A 19,019-nucleotide genomic window follows, 5' to 3' on the forward strand; every position below is an offset into this window, starting at 1 on the left:
AAAAGTAGTTATGATTATTTAGCGAGGTGTCGAATGATGATGGTCTCAACGGTTTCAAGCTCACTGGCGGCGAACCCTAGCAGCTCACGCTCGGGGTATTTATACTGGGTACCGTTTTTGTTTACTCGGTCTCGTAGGCCGTATTGATGCACGCGAGCAATGGTGCTGGCAAAACCAACAAATCCTAGGCTTGCTGATTCCGGACTGCCTTTTGATTTTAACCAGCTGCTGCGCTGCAATTTACTAAACATGCGTAAGTTGCCTTGGCGTTTTCTTAATTGAGGTTGTGGTTTCTTGGCTTCAAAATTCGTGCCGCTTGGGGATTTGTTTTCACGGATCCGCTTTGCTTGACTCCCCCGAAGGCTGCGGGCTATTTCGACTGCTAAGCGGCGGCGTTCGGTGGTATTTAGGTTTGCAATTAATGCATCTAATCGGTCAATGATTGGCTGAAGTTCGGTGGTCATAAACTGCCCTCTGGCGTTGGAACTTGCTCACCATCTATGAACAGCTTCCACTCAAAACCGCTGTAGGGATCAAATAATGGCTCTGGCAGATGCTTTACTGTGCGCCCGCCTTCCACTGGTGTTACTAGCACTCGCTCGGTGATTGGAATGGTAATTTCTATATCGCTTTTTTTCTTGCTAATCAGCTCGGCGCGAAATTTAACGCCGTTCTGACGTTTGTCTGGATTGGTGAGCAACTCTGGCTGGTGCTTAGCCACCCACGCCATCAGTGGCACTATGAGGGTATCGGCATGCTCGGCATAATCAGTGGCTAAAATAATCACATCACACTGGTATTCAAAACTCAGATTTTGCCCCGCACCGGTGGCCACAATTTTACCTTGCTCGATAAATATTTGTAGGTTGCTGGGATTTCGCGCTAAGTGAGGTACGGCTGCTAGCAGCAGGGCGCGCAGCTCTTCGGGTTTGTTCATTGTCGCTCCTGGCACTGGATAATCATGTCTATTTGTGCGGCGCAGCTGGCCCATGCCGCCAGTATGTTCTCAATATCAGCGTTAAGGTCTTCATTTTTTGTCGGATGGCTGGCTGGTAGGGTGCAGGCTGTTACTTTGTTGCAGCCAAGATTTATAACCGTCGGCGCCGGTGATGGCGGGCCGCTGGCGCAGGCGGATAGCATCAGCAGGCAAAACAGACTCAGCCCATTTTTTAAAATCGTTGTTTTCACGCTTTAGCTTCTCCCATGTTTGGCGACCTTCACTGGCTAGGGCCTGCACTTGCTGTAAGGTTTTATTTAGTTCGGCGCTGTCTTGTGCATTGCGTAGGGCGTGAGTTTCTAACACGCTGATCACACTAGCTTGCTCTGTCACTGTGGCTTTAAGTACTACTTGCATTTTTCGCTCTGCGACCAACGTTTGATGTTGTCCCCACGTAACCGCGGTTAGCACTAACACCAACGCGGCAACGCCCAAAATAGCGAACAGTTTTATTTGCATGGCGCGGGGGTGTCTTTGGTATACACGTCAACAAATTGCGCATAGCTGCGCGATAGCTTGACGTCATATAGGTTTTCTTCAAACGCGGGGCCGTTGTAGATGCGAGCAAACGTGGCCCACTGACAATCGAGCATGGCTTGATGCAACTTCTTATCCGCTTTGATAAATCTCACTAAGGCGTCAAGTTGTGCACCTTCACTGCGCTGCATGTCTTGCACCATGTCCGTTACGCTGGCGTAACCCAATTGCTGCCAGTGAAAGCCCATAATTTGAAACATGCCCCAGCTGCATGCTTCTTGTGCCCAGTGTGGGTTGAGTGTTTTGGCACTGTTAAGGCGATGGTGCTCCGCCGAGCCACCTGCGTAGCCGCCGCGGCGCGGGTTGCATAAATTAGCATACTTGCTGGCCCAGTCTTTGGCTTGCTTGGGGTTGTCAGCTTTGGCTTGGCGGTGAAAAATGTGACGTTCATATAAGATGACGGGGCGCCCGTCTGGTAAGAATCCGCTGCCGGCGCTTTCCACTTCTGCGACTGCTGCGACTGCGGCAACGCTTACACCTAATGCTTTAGCGGCGCGCTCAAAGTCGGCTTTACTAATTCTGTTTGGGTTGTCTTGGGCGGTTAGGGCCGCCATGGTTCTGGGGCCTGCGATACCAATGGCTGATATGCCATGTTTGCGTTGAAATGCGATCACGGCATCTTTGGTTTTTTGGCCAAAGTCAGCGTCTAGCGCTAACTTTGGTTTGGCACCGGCGGCGTTTAGTTTCTGTTGCAGTTGGCGCACTGTGTCGCCTTTTGCTCCGATTCTCATTGGTGTACCTTTTTATTTTTGGCGCTCCAACATAGCAGTTGGCTCAGCTTTGATTGATAGCCTTGTGGCTTGAATAGATGCGCGATGTTTCCGCCGTGGCAAAACACGGCTAGCGTGAGGGCAACCTCTATAATTAAGTTAAAAACCGAGGGCGGTGGCTTCATGCCAAACAGTGCTTGAACTGCCTCAACAAATGCAGCACACATCAGCACATAGGCTAACCATGCAATCACGGGGCGGCGGCGACTACGTGTGCTAAATAACATGATGCGAAAGGCCAGCATCAGTAATGTGACAATGTGAATGGTTAGAATGATCATGGTTTTCGACCTTTTATGATGTCGACTAGCGAACTGCCGCTGTCTATTGTTTGCAACGCGCGCTGCAAAAACCGAACAGATATAGAGCTGGCGACAACTGCGCCGACTCCTTCGCTGATTTTTGCAACTCCGGGAATAATGGCGCTCATAATATCGGCGGCAAACTGGGCGCAGATAAACCCGCACGCCACTGAGCCGATAAATAAGATAAGTTTTTTTAGGGTGCTTTCTTCTTCATGGCTTAACACGAAGATGCCCGCCCCGGTGATGGCTCCAATGACTAACATTGGGTCAATGCCAAGTGCTGGCGCTGCAACGGCTGCGCCGGTGGTAGTAAGGGTGGCCACGGTGGCCGCTGTTGGTTCGCTCATTATTAGTCCCATAGTTGAATCATTTTGTTGTTTTGCTCGGGTGGCGCTATGTCGGGCAATTCGATAATTGTGCCTTGTGGCAACATTGGGCCAAGTTCAGCGAGCCCATGGTTTTGCTCTAGCACGGCTTCGGTTACTGCCGCGGTTCGGCCGTAATATCGCTGACAAATGGCGTCTAGCGTGTCGCCTTGCTGGGCGCGTATTTTCATATCAGTTCAACGGTGGTATGAGTGATGCCAATGATGGCACGTACGGCAAAGCGCGCATCGCGGCGTAGGTCGGTAACTGTTTGATCCAGTGATTCGGCGCGACCTTCACCATCTTTGGTGGTGTCGTAGTCGCGTAGGCGCTCAATTAGGTTGGCGCGGGCCAAGCAATACACGGCGCGCTTGTAGTGATGCACTAGCTGGCTTTCTCCGCCGATAATTTCGGCGGGAACGTCGGCTAAAGTTAGCTCTGCTTGCTCATTGCGATAGCCGACTAAGTCTTGATTTACTTGGGCTATTGCGGTTATCACTGCGTGTTTAAGGCGTGGCTCGGTTACATCGCCGTCGATGCGCATTACGTCGCGTGTAGCGGCGGTGTTGATGGCGGGCCAGAACGGGTGACTGGTTATGTCTTGTCCTTGCGCCTGCTCTGGGTTGTCAGGGAAAAACGTCATGCTCTGGCTCCTGAATGTGAATGGGCGGTGGTCGGGTGTTTGCTACGCAATCATGCTGCTAACACCCGAGCCGCCCAAGGGTTGCGGGTCACGCTCTGTTAACCGGCAGGCTGGGCCTGCGCAGGGTTGTTTTTTATGGCGCGCTCTACTTTTTCAAGTAGTTTTTTTACGCCAATTCGTTCATCTAGTTCGAGTGCTCGGGTGTAATGTTCTGCTGCTGCAGTTAGCTGTTCTTCACCTTCCATTGCCATGCCTATTGCCTTGTGCAGCTTGGCACGCACTTGATCAAACATGTCTTGATCTTGCGTTAGCTCGTAGGTGTCAAGCAGCAGCCCGGCGGGCACTTGCTCGACAGTTCCGGCGCGCTTCATGGCTACTTCGGCAATTTCTTCTGCAATCAGCGTGGCTGTTTTGCGCTCGAAACGGTCGGGTGCTTGCAAGTCATGGCCAATAGCGTATGCGGCAAGGCGCAGCGCTTCGGCAAAGTTGCCCGCGTCTATTTGCCACAGCAATACGGTCATTAATACGTCGTCTTGGCGGCCTGAGTTGCCGGTTATTACGCCATCAATGTAGGCCTGATATTCGGGCAGGTACTTAGCTTTAACCTCGGCTTTACGCTCAATGCTTTGCACTTTTTTTAATTCGCGGCGGTGCCCGGCTTGCAGCATCAGCATTAGCTCATACTGGTTGGCTGCTTTGTGGTCGAAGTGTTCGCCCTCTGCGCCTTGCTTGGCCGCCAGCACTCGCTGGCGGTGTTGTCTGATCAGGTTGCTCATGATGCCCCCGTTTAGCCTGCGACGATGGCGCGGCCAGCGAACTTGATGTTTTCAGCGATAACTACGCCTTCGTAATCCTCAATCACGTATGCATCATTTGATGATTCATAGTTTTCAATTTGGTCACGTTTAGGGTTGTCAATAATGGCGCGGCGACGAGCACCTTCTTGCCAGTAGATAGAGAGGTTATCTAGGCGGGTAATCATCAGTGATCCGGCAGGAAAATACGGCACGCGAATAGCAGGTAAACCGCCTACCATTTTACGAGCGCGGATCACGTCTAACGCGGCGGTTTCACTAGGTTTTTCTGCATGCTCTTCAATCATTGGCAGCATTTTATCGTTGAGTAAATCACGGCCCATAATCACGACTAAATCAGTATCATCTTGATACCAAGCTGGCAGGCCTTCTGCCACTAGGTTAGCGACCAGCGCGTCTAAGTTGGCAAAGTCGCCTTCGTTGGTACCGTCATTTTTATGGATTAGGATTTCGCCAGATGCCTGCACGCCTTCGCTGATTACTTGTTCTGGTGCGTCGGTGCGTACTTTGTGGATCCAGCCAATGTTCACATCTTGCAGCAATGGGTTGGCATCGCGGTCTGTTTCCGTGGCGGCGTTGGTGCCGTGAAATCCGATCATAATGCGGTCTAGTGCTTGGCGAACCAGCAGCGCATCACGAATGCGGGTGGCGAAGTCAGGAAACTTAGCCCACATGTCTAATTTGTTGTAACGCAGCGCGGTATCAAAATTGGTTTGCTTACATGCATACGAGATTTTTTGTAGGGCGCTTGGGTCGGTTGCTTGGCGGTCTTTGGTGTTGGTGTCGGTGCGGCCAGCAATGGTGGAGTTAATGCCAAGGCCGAGTTTTTCGCCCGTTTGCTCAGGCACGCCCACCATGTTAATCATTCCTAGAAAGGTTGAACTTTCTTGCAAGCGCGTTTCTAGTTTTTGCTGGGTAGTTGGGTCAACGCTAAATTTTTCAGCTGCGCTAGTAACGCCATTAAATGCCGCCACCTGTTTAGTAAAATCATTGTATTTAATTCGGGTTGTATTACGCATTTTTCTATCCTTTACAGAAAATCAGGAGTGGTTGCATTGCCGCCACTGGCGGGATTGCGGGGCGGGATTTGCTCTTCGTGGCTAAGTTGGTGTTCGAGCTGATTGAATTTTTCTTCTGCCGTTTTTTGCGCTGTAGTTAAGTCGTTGATGGTGCTTTCCAGCTCGATGATTTTGTTATTAAAGGTGGCGACTTGTTCAGTGCTTTCGGCGGTTTGTTCGGCGATGGAAAGCACTGCTTGAGAGACATCAGATAGGTCGGCTTTGTTTTTGTCTTTGGCTTGGTTCAGTAGAGCTTTAACGCGATTGAACAAGCTTGGGCCTTCTGGTTGTTCGCATTCTTCCCATTCAAGCTGCACTTCTTGGGCTGCGGTGAATAAATTGTCAGGGCGCAATTTGCGACTGGCTAACGGGTTTTGCTGGGCTCCGGCTGAGAAACTGAGCATTTCAGTGCTCAGACTGGCGGGCGAGTCAGTTACCGCAAGGCCGACCAAATAAGCTTCACCTGTCTTGGCAAAATTCGGGTCGATTTCAATAGAGGTATAAATCTTTTGGCGGTCTTTGTTCATTTTTACGAGATCGTTGGTCGGGTCAATTTGGGCAAATAGCGCCATTTTCCCATCCACTTCTTCGGCTTTTAGTGCGGTCACGTCGCCGTAGGCTTTGAAATCGCTATCGGCATATAGCCCGCGAATATGTTCTAACCACACGCGCGCGCCGTAGGTTGCTTGGTTAAAGTTGGCCGCGGCTTGCTCTATCCAGTTACGTTCGATTACTCGGCCGTCGGTGGTATCACCTTCGGTGGCAACTCGGAAAAACTTGCTTTTGTACTTGTTCTTGCTAGCCATCGGGTCGGCTCCTTTGATGAGGTTTTTGTTTTTGTGCAAACAGATGCTTATGGTCAATAGCTTGAGGTAAATGGTCAATGCGGTGGCTGTGTACCGTGGCGCGGTACACCTCAAACAAGGCGAGCCTTCGCGCGCGCGTCCGTAAGATGTGACGCATGATGACAGATGATGATTTAGACCCTAAGTTCCAAGCCCGTGCCTTGTATTGGCAGGGTTGGCGGCTGCGGCGTATTGCCGAAGTGCTTGACGTTCCTGAATCCACAATGGGGACGTGGAAAAAATCGGGCCAATGGGATAATGCCAAGCCGATTGACCGTGTGGACTCTACGTTGGAGTCGCGCATGATCCAGCTGATAAACAAAGACAGCAAAGATGGTAAAGACTTTAAAGAGATTGATTTACTGGGCCGGCAGCTTGAGCGCATTGCACGCATTAACAAATACAGTAACGGCGGGCATGAGGGCGACTTAAACCCGAAAGTAGCCAATCGCAACAAAGGACCGAAAAAACCGGTTGAGAAAAACGCGATTAGTGAAGAACAACAAAAACTATTGGTCGATGGCTTTAACAATGAGCTGTTTGATTATCAAAAGGGTTGGCATGAAGCGGGCATGATTCACCGGATCCGCAACATCCTAAAATCGCGACAAATTGGCGCGACCTATTATTTTGCCCGGGAGGCGTTTGTTGATGCGGTGATAACAGGTCGTAATCAGATTTTCCTGTCCGCATCTAAAGCACAAGCGCACGTTTTTAAACATTACATTTTGCAGTTTGCCCGTGATATTGCAGGTCTAGAATTGCGCGGTGATCCCATTATTTTACCCAATGGCGCTCACCTGTATTTTTTGGGTACCAACATGCGCACCGCGCAGAGTTACCACGGCAACTTGTATTTCGATGAGTATTTTTGGACGCATGGATTCCAGCAACTACGCAAAGTAGCATCAGGCATGGCAATGCACTCGCATTGGCGACAAACGTATATTTCAACACCGTCGAGTTTGACCCATGAAGCTTACCCGTATTGGAGCGGCGCACTGTTTAACAGGGGCCGAGCAAAAGCGGATCGTGTTGAGCTTGATTTGTCCCATTCACAACTGGCGAGCGGCCATGCAGGGGATGATGGTCAATGGCGCCAGATTGTTACTGTTGAAGATGCAGTGAAGGGCGGTTGTACGCTGTTTGATTTGTCGCAACTGCGCCGAGAATACAGCCCGGATGAATATCAAAACCTGCTGATGTGTGAATTCATTGACGATTCAATGTCGCTGTTCACTATGCAGATGATGCAAAAATGCATGGTTGATAGCTGGGAAGTTTGGGAAGACTACCGACCATTTGCGCCACGACCAGTGGGAAATCGCGAAGTATGGATCGGTTATGACCCAGCCAAAGGTGGTCAAGGTGATAGCGCCGGTTGTGTGGTGGTATTGCCATCAATGGTGCCCGGTGGCAAGCATCGCATTATTGAAAAGCATCAATGGAAAGGCATGGACTTTAAGGCGCAATCTGACGCAATCAAAAAGATGACCGAGCGTTACAACGTGACCTATATCGGTATTGATATTACCGGTATTGGTGAAGGTGTTTACCAGTTGGTTAAAGCGTTTTTCCCCCATGTGACTACATTCCAATATTCTCCTGTGGTGAAAGGGCGACTGGTTCTTAAAGCTTACGACGTGATTAGTAAGGGGCGTCTTGAGTTTGATGCGGGCTGGAATGATATGGCTGCGGCATTTATGGCTATTCGCAAAACATTAACCGCGAGCGGACGGGCGCCAACTTATGAGGCCAGCCGCTCCGATGAAATCAGTCATGCCGATATTGCGTGGGCTACCATGCACGCGCTACAACATGAACCACTAGATGGCGGCAGTGTCGTTAATTCTGGTGCAATGGAGTTTTTCTAATGTCTACTGAACTATCGGCCACACAGCTGGCTACGACCGAGCAACCACGAGCCGAGGCTTTCACGTTTGGTGAGCCCATGCCCGTGCTGAGCCAACGCGAAATATTTGATTACCTTGAAGCGATGAATAACGGCAAGTGGTACGAGCCGCCATTGTCTTTGGATGGACTAGCAAAGCTTTACCGCGCAGCGGTTCACCATGGCTCAGCTATTCAGGTTAAGCGTAACATTTTACGCAGTTGCTTTATTCCGCATCCTAAGTTGAGCCTTGCTGAATTTAGTAGCATTGCCATGGATTATCTTATTTTCGGTAACTGCTACATTGAGCAAATAAAGAACCGGCTGAAAGCGCCAATCAGATATCAGCGCGCTGCCGCCAAATTTTGTCGCCGCGGTGTTGAACCGGGTTCATTTTGGTGGGTCCCTAACTATTCTGAATCATTGGAGTTTGCAGCGGGTAGTGTATTTCAAGTGATGGAGTCGGATATTAGCCAAGAGATTTACGGCATCCCCGATTATGTTGCCAGCATGAATAGCTCGTTACTGAATGAGTCGGCCACACTGTTCCGTCGTCGTTACTACGAGAATGGTAGTCATGCGGGGTTTATCATGTACATGACCGATACACTACAAAAAGAAGATGACATCAAAGACTTGCGCAAAGCGCTGAAGGATAGCAAAGGGCCGGGCAATTTTCGCAACCTGCTAATGTATTCGCCGGGCGGCAGCAAGGACGGTATAAAAATAATCCCGATTGCTGAGGTGGCAGCTAAAGATGAGTTTCTTAGCATGAAGAACGTGACCCGTGATGATCAACTGGCAGCGCACCGAGTGCCGCCGCAGCTAATGGGTGTTATGCCCGGCAACATCGGTGGCTTTGGCGATGTAGAAAAAGCGGCGCAAGTGTTTGACTGCAATGAAATGGAAAGCCTGCGCGCCACGTTCAAAACAATCAACGACTGGGCGGGTGAAGAGATTATTAAGTTCAACCCCTACGCCTTAGCGGTAGTCCCAGCCACTTCGGGGCTGGTTTAACTAGCCCAATCCCCCGCGTTAATAGACCAGCCAAGTGCTGGTCTTTTTTTTGCCTAGCATTCCTTTGGCTACAAAGAATATCACTCCTATCACCCAGCGCGCGCCGTTGAGACCCCGCCACGCCTGCGGGCTTTATCCAATGAAAATAACGAGATCCAAGATCCCTATTAGATCCTTTCCAGCACTGGGGCTGCGCATGGAAAAGTCCCCTCTAATAATAACGGGTAATAACGGGCGAAAACGTAATAATCTAGCTGATACTGCTGCCGAAGGATAATACTTTAAAGCACTCATATTTGGGTCTCGTAGTGGCATGATTGATTTTTTTGAACAAAAAATAGCTTGCACCAGTGTGATCTGGTGGTAATGTTTGATCTAAATTTGACAGCGCATAAGAACCGCCATCAACGCGCTGTCGCATAACATTATTAATCACCGTTTTGTCGGAATATAATAGAGAAGCCACAACAGAATCGGCAGGCTACTGTATTAACTAAGATAAAAATGATGTAAATATAGTGGATATGTTTTATACGCCGTTTTGGGGTGTTTTATCACCCCATCATGGGATCTAATAAGCTTTTAAATTTACTCGGAGTATATCTTGAATTTCGTTGAAATAACTGAATGGCTTAAGTCAACAATTCCTGGGATTATAATTTTGGGTGCTATAGGTAGTATTGCTGGCACTTTTATTTTATGGTTTACGATAAAGCTATTTAAAGAATTATTTAGATTGCTTAATCTTTTTATGAATCGATTTGTTGGAGAAAAACTAGCAAAATTATTTATTAGTTACATGCGGGTTTATTTTAAAGCTAGAGCAATTTTCTATCAGCTAACAACTAAAAAAAGTAAATTACAATTACAGATTTTGTATCAAAAAACACTCGCAGATAGAAATTTAATTATTATTATTGCGTTCATCATGCTTTTAATAACATCTTTGGTCTTTATTTTTACTGGCACTACGTATCCTAAAACTTCGGTTTCTCTTGTGGCACTAACGATCATATTTGTACACGATTCTATTTTCATGGCTCATTGGGTTAGAAAGATGAGTTACCATTTTTATGGTCGTGAAGAAGATATAGCCAAAAATACATACGCAGACGAGGATGCGGTGTTACTAGGATGACTCTTTTATGGCCATCCCAAGCAAAGTCATCTGAAAAGTAAATTTAACAAGGCGTTTAAACGAAACTAAAACAGTTGGTTAAGTTTCGCTACACATTATAACCAACAATTTTAGTCCGATTAACGCGGCGTTAGGATTTCTATGAGGGGCATCAATTATGGTAATTGAATATTTAACCGGTATTTTGATTTTTGTAACAACAATATACGTGTATTTGACACATAAAATGGCTAAAGCAACAGAATCATCAGTTCAGGCGATCAAAGATCAATCTGAAGCTATGTATAGACCTTATGTAATCGTTGAGCCTTTTGTTCGTATTAATACACCGTTTATTTGCCTTCGTATTAAAAATACAGGTCAAACACCTGCTTTGAACTTAACTTTAAAAATTGACCGAGATTTTTATCAGTTTTCAAAAAAAGATAAGAATTTTAAAGATTTCGATGCTTTTAATACACAAATTGATAGTCTTCCGCCAAATGCAGAATTGTTGTTTGTTTTAGCACAAGGCTGGGTGATTTTAGGTGATAAAGCAGATCCCAAAATAACACCAAAACAGTTTGAAATTCTATCGGAGTATCAATATCAAAATAAATCTGTGAGTGAAAATCATAAAATTGATTTAAGACCATATGGAGCGAGTGAAGGTGCAAAAGATTTAGTAGCCGAAGAACTTGAAAAAATCAGAAAGATTCTTGAAAAAAAATCCTAATAAGTTGCTTAAATAGAAATAAAACAGTGGGTTACGTTTCGCTCCACATTACAACCCACAATTTTAGTCCGCTTAGCAAGGCGTAGAGGCTGTAGAATTACTCAATTTTAACAAAAACAAGCGTGATTTAAGGGTTGTAAATACATTAGCAAGGTCGTTTTAATGGCTTAGAATGCGATACAGAGATTCAAAAAATCACTAAATTTTATTCAAAGAGAAATTCTACAGGCTCGTTAGAGTACTTTCTGGTTCAGGTGTATTAATTACTTTTCAATAAAGATGCATTAAAATGTCAAAAATAACCAAAAATCAGCATTTTGTACCTCAATTCTTATTAAAGAATTTTATGTCTTCAAATGAAGTGGTCAATATTTATGATTCAACTAGAGGGAAATTAAGACCTCCAACTAGCGTTAACCGCGTTTTAGCTGAGAATTATTTTTATGATAAAGATAATTCGGTAGAACATTTTTTACGGGATAAGGTTGAGGGGCCGGCTTCATTAGTTATAAAGCAGTTTTCACCTAAACATGAAGAGCAAGCAGTTTCTTTAAATAAAAAGTCAAAAATAGACGTTCTTAGATTTCTCACGGTACAACTAAATAGAACTCCAAGAGCATTTAATGATTCGTTAGAGAATATCGACAAATTTTTTGATGTGCTGTTAAAAGAAATTGGAGGGTTAAATAACTTTGAAGAGAGCGTTATAAACAGCGTTAAATTTAAACTTAATGATCCAAAAGATATTTTGCGTATGCAAACTGTTGAAGCAGCTTTGAACTGGCCTTTAATTGATGATCTTGAGTGGCACTTTATTATCAACAATACTCATACAGACTTTATTATATCTGACCATCCTGTTGTACATTATAATTGGTATTTGCGAGATTCCACAAAAATAGATTACACAGCTATTATAAATCGCGGTGTTCAAATTTTTCTACCTATTTCGCCAATTGTCACTCTTTGTTTATATGATAATAAGGTTTATAAACTAGGTAAAAAAGATTGCTCTTACACCGAAGTAAATAACGAATCAGATATTGATATATTAAATGATTTGCAGTTCAGAAGTAGAAATTCTTTTATTGTATTTGGTGATACAGCTCAATCGGAATATGTTAGTAATAAATGCCAATTGATTCCTCAAAATAGTATGTTTAACAAATTTTCAGAATCAACCCCTCCAGTTGAAGCAGGAATTGGAAAGCTAAAATCTACACAGATGCAATGGAGAGAGCAATTCACAATAAATAAGTGGATTTCATTCTGTAAAATAAAAAATAAACTACGAAGAAAACAGCCCCTTGATAACTATGTAAGAAGGCCTGATATTGTGCAGGAGCATAGATGCTTTATAGATAAAATGAGGGATAGGAGACAGCGTACTCTAACAATGCAATTAAACGGAGCTAAAACAGTTGGTTAGGTTCCACTTTTCTCCACATTATAACCAATAATTTTAGTCCGCTTATAGCGGTGTTGAGGCTGTAGAATTTCTCTTTTTTTAATAAAAACAGCCTGTTTTATGGGTTCCAAATGCATTATCTATTGCTTAAAAGCGTTTAGGATTGATTGCAGGGCCCCGTTTTTTAGTTAAATCTGGCAGTTGGAGTCATTCTACTGTCTCGTTGAGGCTGAAGAATTTTTATTTTTTTAGCAAAATATCTAGTCTTAAGGGGCCAAATGTATTACCCAATGTCTTAAAATGCTTAGAGTTAATTTTAAGTTTTCGCTTTTAACTAAATTTGGGTATAAGAGTTATTCAACCGCCTCGTTAGGCACTGGGAGGAGTCGTGGTACACGATTACATGTATGTTTTTGAATGTGATTACGGATCTCGCGTAAATGAGCGAGACTTTATTAAGGAAATACTAAGAAATTTCGACAAAGACTATGCCACAATGGTTGGCGTGGTTGTCAATAATAACCCTTATTGCTTGTCATTTCACGTTGCTGTCAATCTGCAAGGTGACGCCGTAAAATTTGAATCATGGCTTAGGGATAATTATCCTGACAAGATTAAGCGTCATAACATATTTCTAAGTGATACTTTTTTATATAATGTTATGACATTCATAGATGAAGAGATGGTTGACCTTGCTTTAACCCGAGAAGGTGGTGATGCTCCATTTCTTTGGCCCGAGAGAGACTATTTTGAAGAAAATAACCCTCAGTATGTATGTATGAAAAGTAATGAATCTAGAGTTTTTATCAGTCACTCATCAAAAGACAAAGATTTGATTGTTAATCCGCTGAATTCATATTTTCAGGCGAATGATATAGCGACATGGCTTGATAGCTATGAAATAGATTATGGCGATAATATTTATTTAAAAGTAAATGAAGGAATTGAAAAATCCGACGTTGGTCTATTCGTTTTGACTGATAACTTCTTTGACAGCGAAAGTGGTTGGCCCCTATCAGAGTTCTCAACATTCTTCATGGAAATGATGAAGTCTAACAAAAAAGTATTAATGATTAATGCTGGCGTTTCACCAGAAAACATGCATGCAATGATGAAGTCATATAAATATCTAATATGGAATGACAGCTCTGCAATGCCAGAAATTGCTAATGCTGTAAAAAAAGTATTAAGTGTTTGACATATAGCTGAAGCACTACAGTCTGAACTCCACTTGTTTGGTGTCGTTCGCTAGCGGTCTCAAATTAATACCAAACAAGTTCCTTCCAGGCTGCGGATGAAGTAGGGGGTTGAGGCTGTAGAATTTCTCTTTCTAAGACAAAATTACCTGTTTCATGGTTTTCAAAGTATTACCTAATACTTTGAAAGTGCTTCGAGTTAATTGCTGGGCCCGCTTTTTAGTCAAACCTGGCTGTTGGAGTTATTCTAAAGCCTCATTTTGTGATTAAGGGAGTACCTATGGATTTTTTTTCAAGTAGTAGTGTTGTAACTGTCGCCTCTTTATTGGGGGCGTTTTTTGTTGGCTGGCTTGCTGCAACAGATAAAAATAGAAATGAGCTTTATAAAAGAAAACTAGACGCACTTGAAGAAATTCTAGATTCTGCGCAAGGTCTAATAATGTTAGTTGTTGTATCAGATTTTACTAAAAGTGATGCTCAATATGAGCTCTTAACAAACGCGAGAATTGCACTTTTTCAGTGTAACCTTTCCAATTCACTATATATATCAAGAGAAACTGAAAAGTGTATTCTGGAAGTTTATAGCTTAAGTGAAAAGTCCGATCCTGAACATGCTTTTAATATGTTTCGTGATTTGATTAAACAAATAGCTAAAGACTTAGATATCGACAAATATTCAACAATGTCTAGTATGGCACTTGGAGACTTCTTGAAGCTTTATAAAGTTGGACAACCCAAAGCCATCATTAAATCATAAAAATCAGATAATCGGGTAGTCGAAGGGGATCTATCCTTCAACTCTCCAGACTACCCATTATGTATGCCCAAATGGGCGGTTCAACCTCCGTTATGAATCTTTATTCAAATCTCCTTCAGCGATATCAGACCTTGAACAGCTAGGAAATTCTCCTCAGACAACCGCTAGGCCTTAATTGATTTTGTGTTATGCGAAACTAACTTAAAATATTTTATAATTACTTCTATGCAACACAATAAATAACACATTGGTTTATATTGTTGATTTAATTTGTTTTTATGGTGTTATTCACACATATCACAATTAATACACTGGTCAGTAATGAGTAACGCCATATCAGTTACTTATCCTATTTTTTATTCAATTCACGCGTTTGTATGCCTATTGGGCTCGAACTATTACGCATGTGGTATATACAGCATAAAAAGCAAGTATACACCTTTGCCAGTTGTGGTGCTGCACTATCATGGTCTGAATATTTAGATGGCTGTCCAGTATTCTTGCTGTTGATTATCGGTTTCGGCAATTAAACGGTCGGTTAGCCAAATAAACTCGGTGGCGGTGGTTTGTTGTTAGGCTATCGCTATCGAGTTTTCTAGTTATTCAAAAATTGTAAAAAGATGTGGGGATAAGAATAGTTTGACTGCCTTAGTTTAAATATACCTAACTAGGGATAGAAAAAGAGTAACTTGTCTAACTGGCGTAATTCACTGTTAGTTAGGCTTTGCTTTATTTCAAGTTCGGTTTTATCAGGGATGTATTTATTTAAGCGTTCTCGGACTCTTAATGGGTCTAGTTTCTTGTCTAAGGAGGCTAGTTCCTGTTTCAACTTTTCAATGTTTTCAGGCTGCATTATTACTTTTGATAGCGTGATAAGGTCAGCTTCAGCTTCAGCTCTGTCATATTTCTCATCTTCAGGTATGTAAAGGAAATAAAATGCCAGCTCTGCAATATGTCTTGGGGATTCAAATTCGTCTAAGCAAAAAAACACAGAGCCATTTTCAAGTATTGAGAAAATCTCATGCTCTTTTTCGTATAAACATAGTGATGCAACAATATCACAGCCTTTTTTTATCGTAAATTCATACCAAAGCAATACCTCAGAGATTCTCAGCTTAATTTTTGCTGTTGTTTTTTCAGGAAAGTAGCAATTGAAGAATTCCCAAAATAGTCGCGAAACCGCTTGAGTATCAAAATCTTCTAATCCGATAAAATAAGATGTTTTACTCTTAGATCTAATAGGCTTAAGTAAAAATGCTATTTCATTTCTAGAAGAACTCTTATAATGATTTATGTACGATATTTGTGGGTTGTCAGTAAGTAATTGTTTGAAATCATTTTCGTCTTCTGACTCGTAGAAAAATACCATTGGCTTTCTCCATTTATTTAGTTTCTTTGAGAGGAGGTAGTCCTCTAAGAGTACGAATCTCAGGATCTAGAACTATCTGGCTGTAATAATGATGTTTATCCTTATTACTATAGCGATCAGCGGTAAGTACGTCTCCTCCCCAGCCAAAGTCTACTCCCGTTAAGGATGGATCATCTTTTGGTACACCTAGATGAAAATGATCCCACTCTTCTCCGGTGTGCTCGACGATCACCCGTGAGCCATCTTCAGTTTCATACTGCCTGTAGGTACCCCATGTGCCTTTATCCGTCGAATACAAATAACCATCATGCCCTCTTCGGTAGACATCATTGCCGACCTCCCATTGTGCATCTGGCGGTGTGTCTATATCAATGTTTGCTTTTTCAAAAATAGCGGCCTCAGCTTCCGCCCTTGTTTCAAACTCTCTATTACTTGTTGGTTTAGGACGGCATCTTCCGGCATTGCCAGGTTTTTTCGCCAACCCCAACGGATCAACCCATCCAGTCGGATTGGGCACGTATTGGTAGTTATTCAAGCCACCTGCAAGTCCTATCGGGTCTAGGGTTAAAAACGCCGCAGTGTTGGGGTTGTAGTAACGATGGCGGTTGTAGTGCAGGCCGGTTTCTGCATCATAATATTGCCCTTGAAATCTAAGAGGGCTGTGCACTTGTTCGATTTCTTGTTTGAGTACGTTACCGTAGGCGCGATAGTGGACGCTCCAAACGGTATTGCCTTGTTGGTCGGTGATTTCTTGTGGCGTGCCTAAATGGTCAAGTTGGTAATAGAAAACTTGCACAGGGGCTTCACTGGCATTGGCTTCGCCTTTAATCAGCGCTAAGGGTTTAAAGCTGCCGGGCTCGTAAAGGTAGCTTTGGTAATGCTGTTGATTATCGCTTTCGGCAATTAGGCGGTCGGCTTGCCAAATAAACTCGGTGGTGGTGGTTTGTTGTGTTTGGTCTGTTACCGACTTTTCGAAACGTCTACCAAAAGCATCGTATTGATAATGGGTAGTGGTGCCATTGGGCATCTCGGCTTTAATTAAGCGATGTTGACAGTCGTAATGATAGTGGGTGACAAGCTGTTGGCCTTTACCGCGTTTTTCTTTTACTAGGTTACCAAACTCATCGTATTCAAAATGGCAATCACCTTGAAAGGCCAAACGGTTATGTTTGACTTGCGCGCTAGATAGGGCCGGGCCAGTGCTTTTACCTAAGGTTTGTGACAGCAGGTGACCGGCGGGGTCGTGCTGAAAATTCTCGTCGATGTTGCAGTGATGAAAAAGGATGAATACCCAGATGTGTTTGGGTTGATATCTGATTAGTCAAGTTGAGGCTGGTGAAAGGTTACGAAAGATCCGGATGGAGTGAGTCATTTGGCTGCGTTTAACCGAGCTGCACTCAACGCGATAAAGCAGGATATTAGCGAAAAAGATAGCTTGGCAGCCAAGCGTAGAAAGTCAGGTTGGTCCGGCGAATATCGTTCAAAGATTATATTTGGTTAAAAATTGAACAAGATGGAATCCCGCCCTGATAGGTTTCCAACGTTTCTTCCACTCTAACAGGCATGTGATGTTTTTTGATTTTTCCATGCAGGATATCCTGAATAATAGATTGCAATAAATTATACTTTTAGCTACGGTTATTGTTCGGGGAGATTACCACCAAAGCCAACGCCATTTTTTGATGTATCTTTTTTGGTAAAAGTGGTGGTTCCCCCGCAATCCTAGCAAAGTTATTTACAAGCTCTAACTTTCTCCTCTTTGCCATTTAGGAATCAAGTTTTGTTCCATAAATGACCATGATAGGAAATTGGGATTGCCTTGCCATCCATTATCTTGATCAAATATATATCCAGTGTTTCGATGTTGGTACGCAAAATATGTGGTGCAATTTTCACCTATTATTAACCAGCAACGTTTGTCCGTAAAACAAGTTGCGTCAATAAACTCTTCTAGGTTCTCACCTAAATAGCTAAGTTCATCTCCAGCGTGATAGAAGCGGCCATTCTTATCTATTACTATTGTTCCTGGGTATTCACTCATATGCCCAATCGGATAAAACCTCAGCGTCAACCCTGTATCTTCAAGATGCTCAGCAATATCTTCTTCGAAGTCAATCAAGTATTTCGAATGAACATGAAATCTTCTATCATATTTTTGGTCTTGGGTTTTTATTGTTAGCTCTCCTATATTTTCTGCAATATCCTTAACTTTACTCGGTATATCATCACCTTTTAGATGTTCTGGGAGTGTGACTTTTCTTTTTTTTGTCCAGCCAGAAAGATATAAAATATCTTTGGCGTCACTTATTTTCTCATTTTTATTGTTTGGCATATCTATATTCCTTTATTGATTCTGGGCGCCATCTTTAACGCCTAGTAAAATCAGAGCGGGTAAACATGATGGGCAAGCTGGCTTCAGTGAACCCAGTTTAACATCAGCAGAGATGCTTACTGCACCATTTAAATCTGCGCCAGCAGCTTTGGCTTTTGACAGGGCGGATACCTCAGCACATTTACCATGAGTTGGTCTTGTTTGTAGATTCTTGTCGATATTATTATAGGCATCTGAGACAGCTGGGTCAGCATGGCTTAACGGGGAGTCATAGTTAGGGTGACCTTTTCTTGTGCTATATCCTTCAAAAACTTGGCCATCTCGAGTTACAATTACATCCACCGCCCCTGGTTTTTTAGCACCTTCGGCTGGCTTCATCGCGTCCCACTCACTATTGACTTTATGTGCATAATCTTGTGCTCGCTGCTTTCCAAGTGCTCGCATTTCTGCATCTGACAACTTTCGCCCTTGACCACAACAATCTCCATCCCCTTTTCTCACTGCCAACCCCAACGGATCAACCCATCCAGTCGGATTCGGTACATATTGGTAGTTGTTTAAGCCGCCGGCTAAGCCAATTGGGTCTAGGGTTAAAAACGCCGCGGTGCTGGGGTTGTAGTAACGATGGCGGTTGTAGTGTAGACCGGTTTCTGCATCATAATATTGCCCTTGAAATCTAAGTGGGCTGTGCACTTCTTCGATTTCTTGTTTCAGTACATTACCGTAGGCGCGATAGTGTACGCTCCAAACGGTATTGCCTTGTGGGTCGGTGATTTCTTGTGGCGTGCCTAAGTGGTCAAGTTGGTAATAGTAAACTTGTACTGGGTCTGCACTGACATTGGCTTCGCCTTTAATCAGCGC

Annotated in this window: 23 protein-coding genes and 2 pseudogenes; 9 read left to right on the forward strand and 16 right to left on the reverse strand. The window is 43.8% G+C overall.

The window, feature by feature from the left end:
- Nucleotides 1–14 precede the first annotated feature (14 nt).
- The 12 genes and pseudogenes from Q4519_RS07060 to Q4519_RS07110 all read right to left on the reverse strand — a co-directional run bounded on the left by Q4519_RS07060 (nt 15) and on the right by Q4519_RS07110 (nt 6,296).
- Nucleotides 15–464 (reverse strand): phage virion morphogenesis protein, encoded by a 450-nt coding sequence (locus tag Q4519_RS07060; protein ID WP_303511135.1) that lies wholly within the window; start codon nt 462–464, stop codon nt 15–17.
- Entirely contained in the window at nt 461–937 is a 477-nt protein-coding gene (locus tag Q4519_RS07065; RefSeq protein ID WP_303511138.1) for a phage tail protein, read from the reverse strand. The genes Q4519_RS07060 and Q4519_RS07065 overlap by 4 nt, the downstream gene beginning before the upstream one ends.
- A complete protein-coding gene (gene lysC / locus Q4519_RS22415) occupies nt 934–1,140 on the reverse strand; it encodes an Rz1-like lysis system protein LysC (protein WP_369293054.1) in 207 nt (68 codons plus the stop codon). Before lysC ends, Q4519_RS07065 begins: the two co-directional genes overlap by 4 nt.
- Nucleotides 1,064–1,456 (reverse strand): annotated as a pseudogene (lysB, locus tag Q4519_RS07070) (Rz-like lysis system protein LysB); the annotation flags it as partial. The gene lysC and the pseudogene lysB, both read right to left, overlap by 77 nt.
- A complete protein-coding gene (locus Q4519_RS07075; protein WP_303511142.1) occupies nt 1,447–2,265 on the reverse strand; it encodes an N-acetylmuramidase domain-containing protein in 819 nt (272 codons plus the stop codon). The pseudogene lysB and the gene Q4519_RS07075, both read right to left, overlap by 10 nt.
- Nucleotides 2,262–2,585 carry a phage holin family protein gene (locus Q4519_RS07080; RefSeq protein ID WP_303511144.1) on the reverse strand — a complete coding sequence of 108 codons (324 nt, stop codon included), beginning with the start codon at nt 2,583–2,585 and terminating at the stop codon, nt 2,262–2,264. Before Q4519_RS07080 ends, Q4519_RS07075 begins: the two co-directional genes overlap by 4 nt.
- Nucleotides 2,582–2,956 (reverse strand): putative holin, encoded by a 375-nt coding sequence (locus Q4519_RS07085; RefSeq protein ID WP_303511146.1) that lies wholly within the window; start codon nt 2,954–2,956, stop codon nt 2,582–2,584. The genes Q4519_RS07080 and Q4519_RS07085 overlap by 4 nt, the downstream gene beginning before the upstream one ends.
- 2 nt (nt 2,957–2,958) lie before the next feature.
- A complete protein-coding gene (locus tag Q4519_RS07090) occupies nt 2,959–3,165 on the reverse strand; it encodes a tail protein X (RefSeq protein ID WP_303511148.1) in 207 nt (68 codons plus the stop codon).
- Nucleotides 3,162–3,617, reverse strand: a complete 456-nt coding sequence (locus Q4519_RS07095; protein ID WP_303511151.1) for a head completion/stabilization protein — start codon at nt 3,615–3,617, stop codon at nt 3,162–3,164. Before Q4519_RS07095 ends, Q4519_RS07090 begins: the two co-directional genes overlap by 4 nt.
- A gap of 98 nt (nt 3,618–3,715) precedes the next feature.
- The gene (gene gpM / locus Q4519_RS07100; protein ID WP_303511154.1) at nt 3,716–4,393 is read right to left on the reverse strand and encodes a phage terminase small subunit; all 678 of its coding nucleotides are present in this window, start codon (nt 4,391–4,393) and stop codon (nt 3,716–3,718) included.
- A gap of 11 nt (nt 4,394–4,404) precedes the next feature.
- The gene (locus Q4519_RS07105; RefSeq protein ID WP_303511157.1) at nt 4,405–5,451 is read right to left on the reverse strand and encodes a phage major capsid protein, P2 family; all 1,047 of its coding nucleotides are present in this window, start codon (nt 5,449–5,451) and stop codon (nt 4,405–4,407) included.
- Nucleotides 5,452–5,462: 11 nt separating this feature from the next.
- The gene (locus Q4519_RS07110) at nt 5,463–6,296 is read right to left on the reverse strand and encodes a GPO family capsid scaffolding protein (RefSeq protein ID WP_303511160.1); all 834 of its coding nucleotides are present in this window, start codon (nt 6,294–6,296) and stop codon (nt 5,463–5,465) included.
- Between the two features lie 155 nt (nt 6,297–6,451).
- Between Q4519_RS07110 and Q4519_RS07115 the strand changes: the two genes are divergently transcribed.
- The 8 genes from Q4519_RS07115 (at nt 6,452) to Q4519_RS07150 (ending at nt 14,987) form a co-directional block, all read left to right on the forward strand.
- Nucleotides 6,452–8,209: a terminase ATPase subunit family protein gene (locus Q4519_RS07115; protein ID WP_303511163.1), complete on the forward strand. Its 1,758-nt coding sequence runs from the start codon at nt 6,452–6,454 to the stop codon at nt 8,207–8,209.
- Nucleotides 8,209–9,243 carry a phage portal protein gene (locus Q4519_RS07120; protein ID WP_303511166.1) on the forward strand — a complete coding sequence of 345 codons (1,035 nt, stop codon included), beginning with the start codon at nt 8,209–8,211 and terminating at the stop codon, nt 9,241–9,243. Before Q4519_RS07115 ends, Q4519_RS07120 begins: the two co-directional genes overlap by 1 nt.
- 604 nt (nt 9,244–9,847) lie before the next feature.
- The gene (locus Q4519_RS07125) at nt 9,848–10,381 is read left to right on the forward strand and encodes a hypothetical protein (protein ID WP_303511169.1); all 534 of its coding nucleotides are present in this window, start codon (nt 9,848–9,850) and stop codon (nt 10,379–10,381) included.
- A gap of 157 nt (nt 10,382–10,538) precedes the next feature.
- Nucleotides 10,539–11,096, forward strand: a complete 558-nt coding sequence (locus Q4519_RS07130; RefSeq protein WP_303511172.1) for a hypothetical protein — start codon at nt 10,539–10,541, stop codon at nt 11,094–11,096.
- Nucleotides 11,097–11,385: 289 nt separating this feature from the next.
- Nucleotides 11,386–12,525, forward strand: a complete 1,140-nt coding sequence (locus Q4519_RS07135; RefSeq protein ID WP_303511174.1) for a DUF4238 domain-containing protein — start codon at nt 11,386–11,388, stop codon at nt 12,523–12,525.
- A gap of 367 nt (nt 12,526–12,892) precedes the next feature.
- The gene (locus Q4519_RS07140) at nt 12,893–13,702 is read left to right on the forward strand and encodes a toll/interleukin-1 receptor domain-containing protein (protein WP_303511179.1); all 810 of its coding nucleotides are present in this window, start codon (nt 12,893–12,895) and stop codon (nt 13,700–13,702) included.
- Between the two features lie 278 nt (nt 13,703–13,980).
- Nucleotides 13,981–14,457, forward strand: a complete 477-nt coding sequence (locus Q4519_RS07145) for a hypothetical protein (RefSeq protein WP_303511182.1) — start codon at nt 13,981–13,983, stop codon at nt 14,455–14,457.
- 377 nt (nt 14,458–14,834) lie between these two features.
- Nucleotides 14,835–14,987: a hypothetical protein gene (locus Q4519_RS07150; RefSeq protein ID WP_303511185.1), complete on the forward strand. Its 153-nt coding sequence runs from the start codon at nt 14,835–14,837 to the stop codon at nt 14,985–14,987.
- A gap of 137 nt (nt 14,988–15,124) precedes the next feature.
- On the opposite strand, the gene Q4519_RS07155 is transcribed toward Q4519_RS07150, so the two are convergent.
- Both Q4519_RS07155 and Q4519_RS07160 read right to left on the reverse strand, forming a co-directional pair.
- Complete coding sequence (locus tag Q4519_RS07155; protein WP_303511188.1) at nt 15,125–15,826, reverse strand: hypothetical protein; 702 nt, start codon at nt 15,824–15,826, stop codon at nt 15,125–15,127.
- A gap of 13 nt (nt 15,827–15,839) precedes the next feature.
- A complete protein-coding gene (locus Q4519_RS07160) occupies nt 15,840–16,985 on the reverse strand; it encodes an RHS repeat domain-containing protein (RefSeq protein ID WP_303511191.1) in 1,146 nt (381 codons plus the stop codon).
- A gap of 189 nt (nt 16,986–17,174) precedes the next feature.
- Between Q4519_RS07160 and Q4519_RS07165 the strand changes: the two are divergent.
- Nucleotides 17,175–17,327, forward strand: a pseudogene (locus Q4519_RS07165) (ISAs1 family transposase); the annotation flags it as partial.
- Between the two features lie 243 nt (nt 17,328–17,570).
- Here Q4519_RS07165 and Q4519_RS07170 read toward each other — a convergent pair.
- Together Q4519_RS07170 and Q4519_RS07175 are read right to left on the reverse strand one after the other, a co-directional pair.
- Nucleotides 17,571–18,158 carry an SUKH-3 domain-containing protein gene (locus tag Q4519_RS07170; protein WP_303511193.1) on the reverse strand — a complete coding sequence of 196 codons (588 nt, stop codon included), beginning with the start codon at nt 18,156–18,158 and terminating at the stop codon, nt 17,571–17,573.
- A 12-nt stretch (nt 18,159–18,170) separates the two neighbouring features.
- The coding region (locus Q4519_RS07175) for an RHS repeat domain-containing protein (protein ID WP_303511195.1) at nt 18,171–19,019 on the reverse strand (849 nt) is incomplete at its 5' end.

The sequence above is a fragment of the Motilimonas sp. 1_MG-2023 genome (genome assembly GCF_030547455.1).
In the GTDB taxonomy this organism is placed as follows: domain Bacteria; phylum Pseudomonadota; class Gammaproteobacteria; order Enterobacterales; family CBDFNC01; genus Motilimonas.

What these genes read in the sequence shown, in the direction of transcription:
- Q4519_RS07120 (WP_303511166.1), top strand. Translation starts at nt 8,209, where the DNA reads ATGTCTACTGAACTATCGGCCACACAGCTGGCTACGACCGAGCAACCA.
- gpM (WP_303511154.1), bottom strand. Translation starts at nt 4,393, where the DNA reads ATGAGCAACCTGATCAGACAACACCGCCAGCGAGTGCTGGCGGCCAAG.
- Q4519_RS07075 (WP_303511142.1), bottom strand. Translation starts at nt 2,265, where the DNA reads ATGAGAATCGGAGCAAAAGGCGACACAGTGCGCCAACTGCAACAGAAA.
- Q4519_RS07145 (WP_303511182.1), top strand. Translation starts at nt 13,981, where the DNA reads ATGGATTTTTTTTCAAGTAGTAGTGTTGTAACTGTCGCCTCTTTATTG.
- Q4519_RS07150 (WP_303511185.1), top strand. Translation starts at nt 14,835, where the DNA reads ATGCCTATTGGGCTCGAACTATTACGCATGTGGTATATACAGCATAAA.
- Q4519_RS07095 (WP_303511151.1), bottom strand. Translation starts at nt 3,617, where the DNA reads ATGACGTTTTTCCCTGACAACCCAGAGCAGGCGCAAGGACAAGACATA.
- Q4519_RS07170 (WP_303511193.1), bottom strand. Translation starts at nt 18,158, where the DNA reads ATGCCAAACAATAAAAATGAGAAAATAAGTGACGCCAAAGATATTTTA.
- Q4519_RS07130 (WP_303511172.1), top strand. Translation starts at nt 10,539, where the DNA reads ATGGTAATTGAATATTTAACCGGTATTTTGATTTTTGTAACAACAATA.
- Q4519_RS07135 (WP_303511174.1), top strand. Translation starts at nt 11,386, where the DNA reads ATGTCAAAAATAACCAAAAATCAGCATTTTGTACCTCAATTCTTATTA.
- Q4519_RS07065 (WP_303511138.1), bottom strand. Translation starts at nt 937, where the DNA reads ATGAACAAACCCGAAGAGCTGCGCGCCCTGCTGCTAGCAGCCGTACCT.
- Q4519_RS07080 (WP_303511144.1), bottom strand. Translation starts at nt 2,585, where the DNA reads ATGATCATTCTAACCATTCACATTGTCACATTACTGATGCTGGCCTTT.
- Q4519_RS07105 (WP_303511157.1), bottom strand. Translation starts at nt 5,451, where the DNA reads ATGCGTAATACAACCCGAATTAAATACAATGATTTTACTAAACAGGTG.
- Q4519_RS07155 (WP_303511188.1), bottom strand. Translation starts at nt 15,826, where the DNA reads ATGGTATTTTTCTACGAGTCAGAAGACGAAAATGATTTCAAACAATTA.
- Q4519_RS07115 (WP_303511163.1), top strand. Translation starts at nt 6,452, where the DNA reads ATGATGACAGATGATGATTTAGACCCTAAGTTCCAAGCCCGTGCCTTG.
- Q4519_RS07060 (WP_303511135.1), bottom strand. Translation starts at nt 464, where the DNA reads ATGACCACCGAACTTCAGCCAATCATTGACCGATTAGATGCATTAATT.
- Q4519_RS07085 (WP_303511146.1), bottom strand. Translation starts at nt 2,956, where the DNA reads ATGAGCGAACCAACAGCGGCCACCGTGGCCACCCTTACTACCACCGGC.
- lysC (WP_369293054.1), bottom strand. Translation starts at nt 1,140, where the DNA reads ATGCTATCCGCCTGCGCCAGCGGCCCGCCATCACCGGCGCCGACGGTT.
- Q4519_RS07090 (WP_303511148.1), bottom strand. Translation starts at nt 3,165, where the DNA reads ATGAAAATACGCGCCCAGCAAGGCGACACGCTAGACGCCATTTGTCAG.
- Q4519_RS07110 (WP_303511160.1), bottom strand. Translation starts at nt 6,296, where the DNA reads ATGGCTAGCAAGAACAAGTACAAAAGCAAGTTTTTCCGAGTTGCCACC.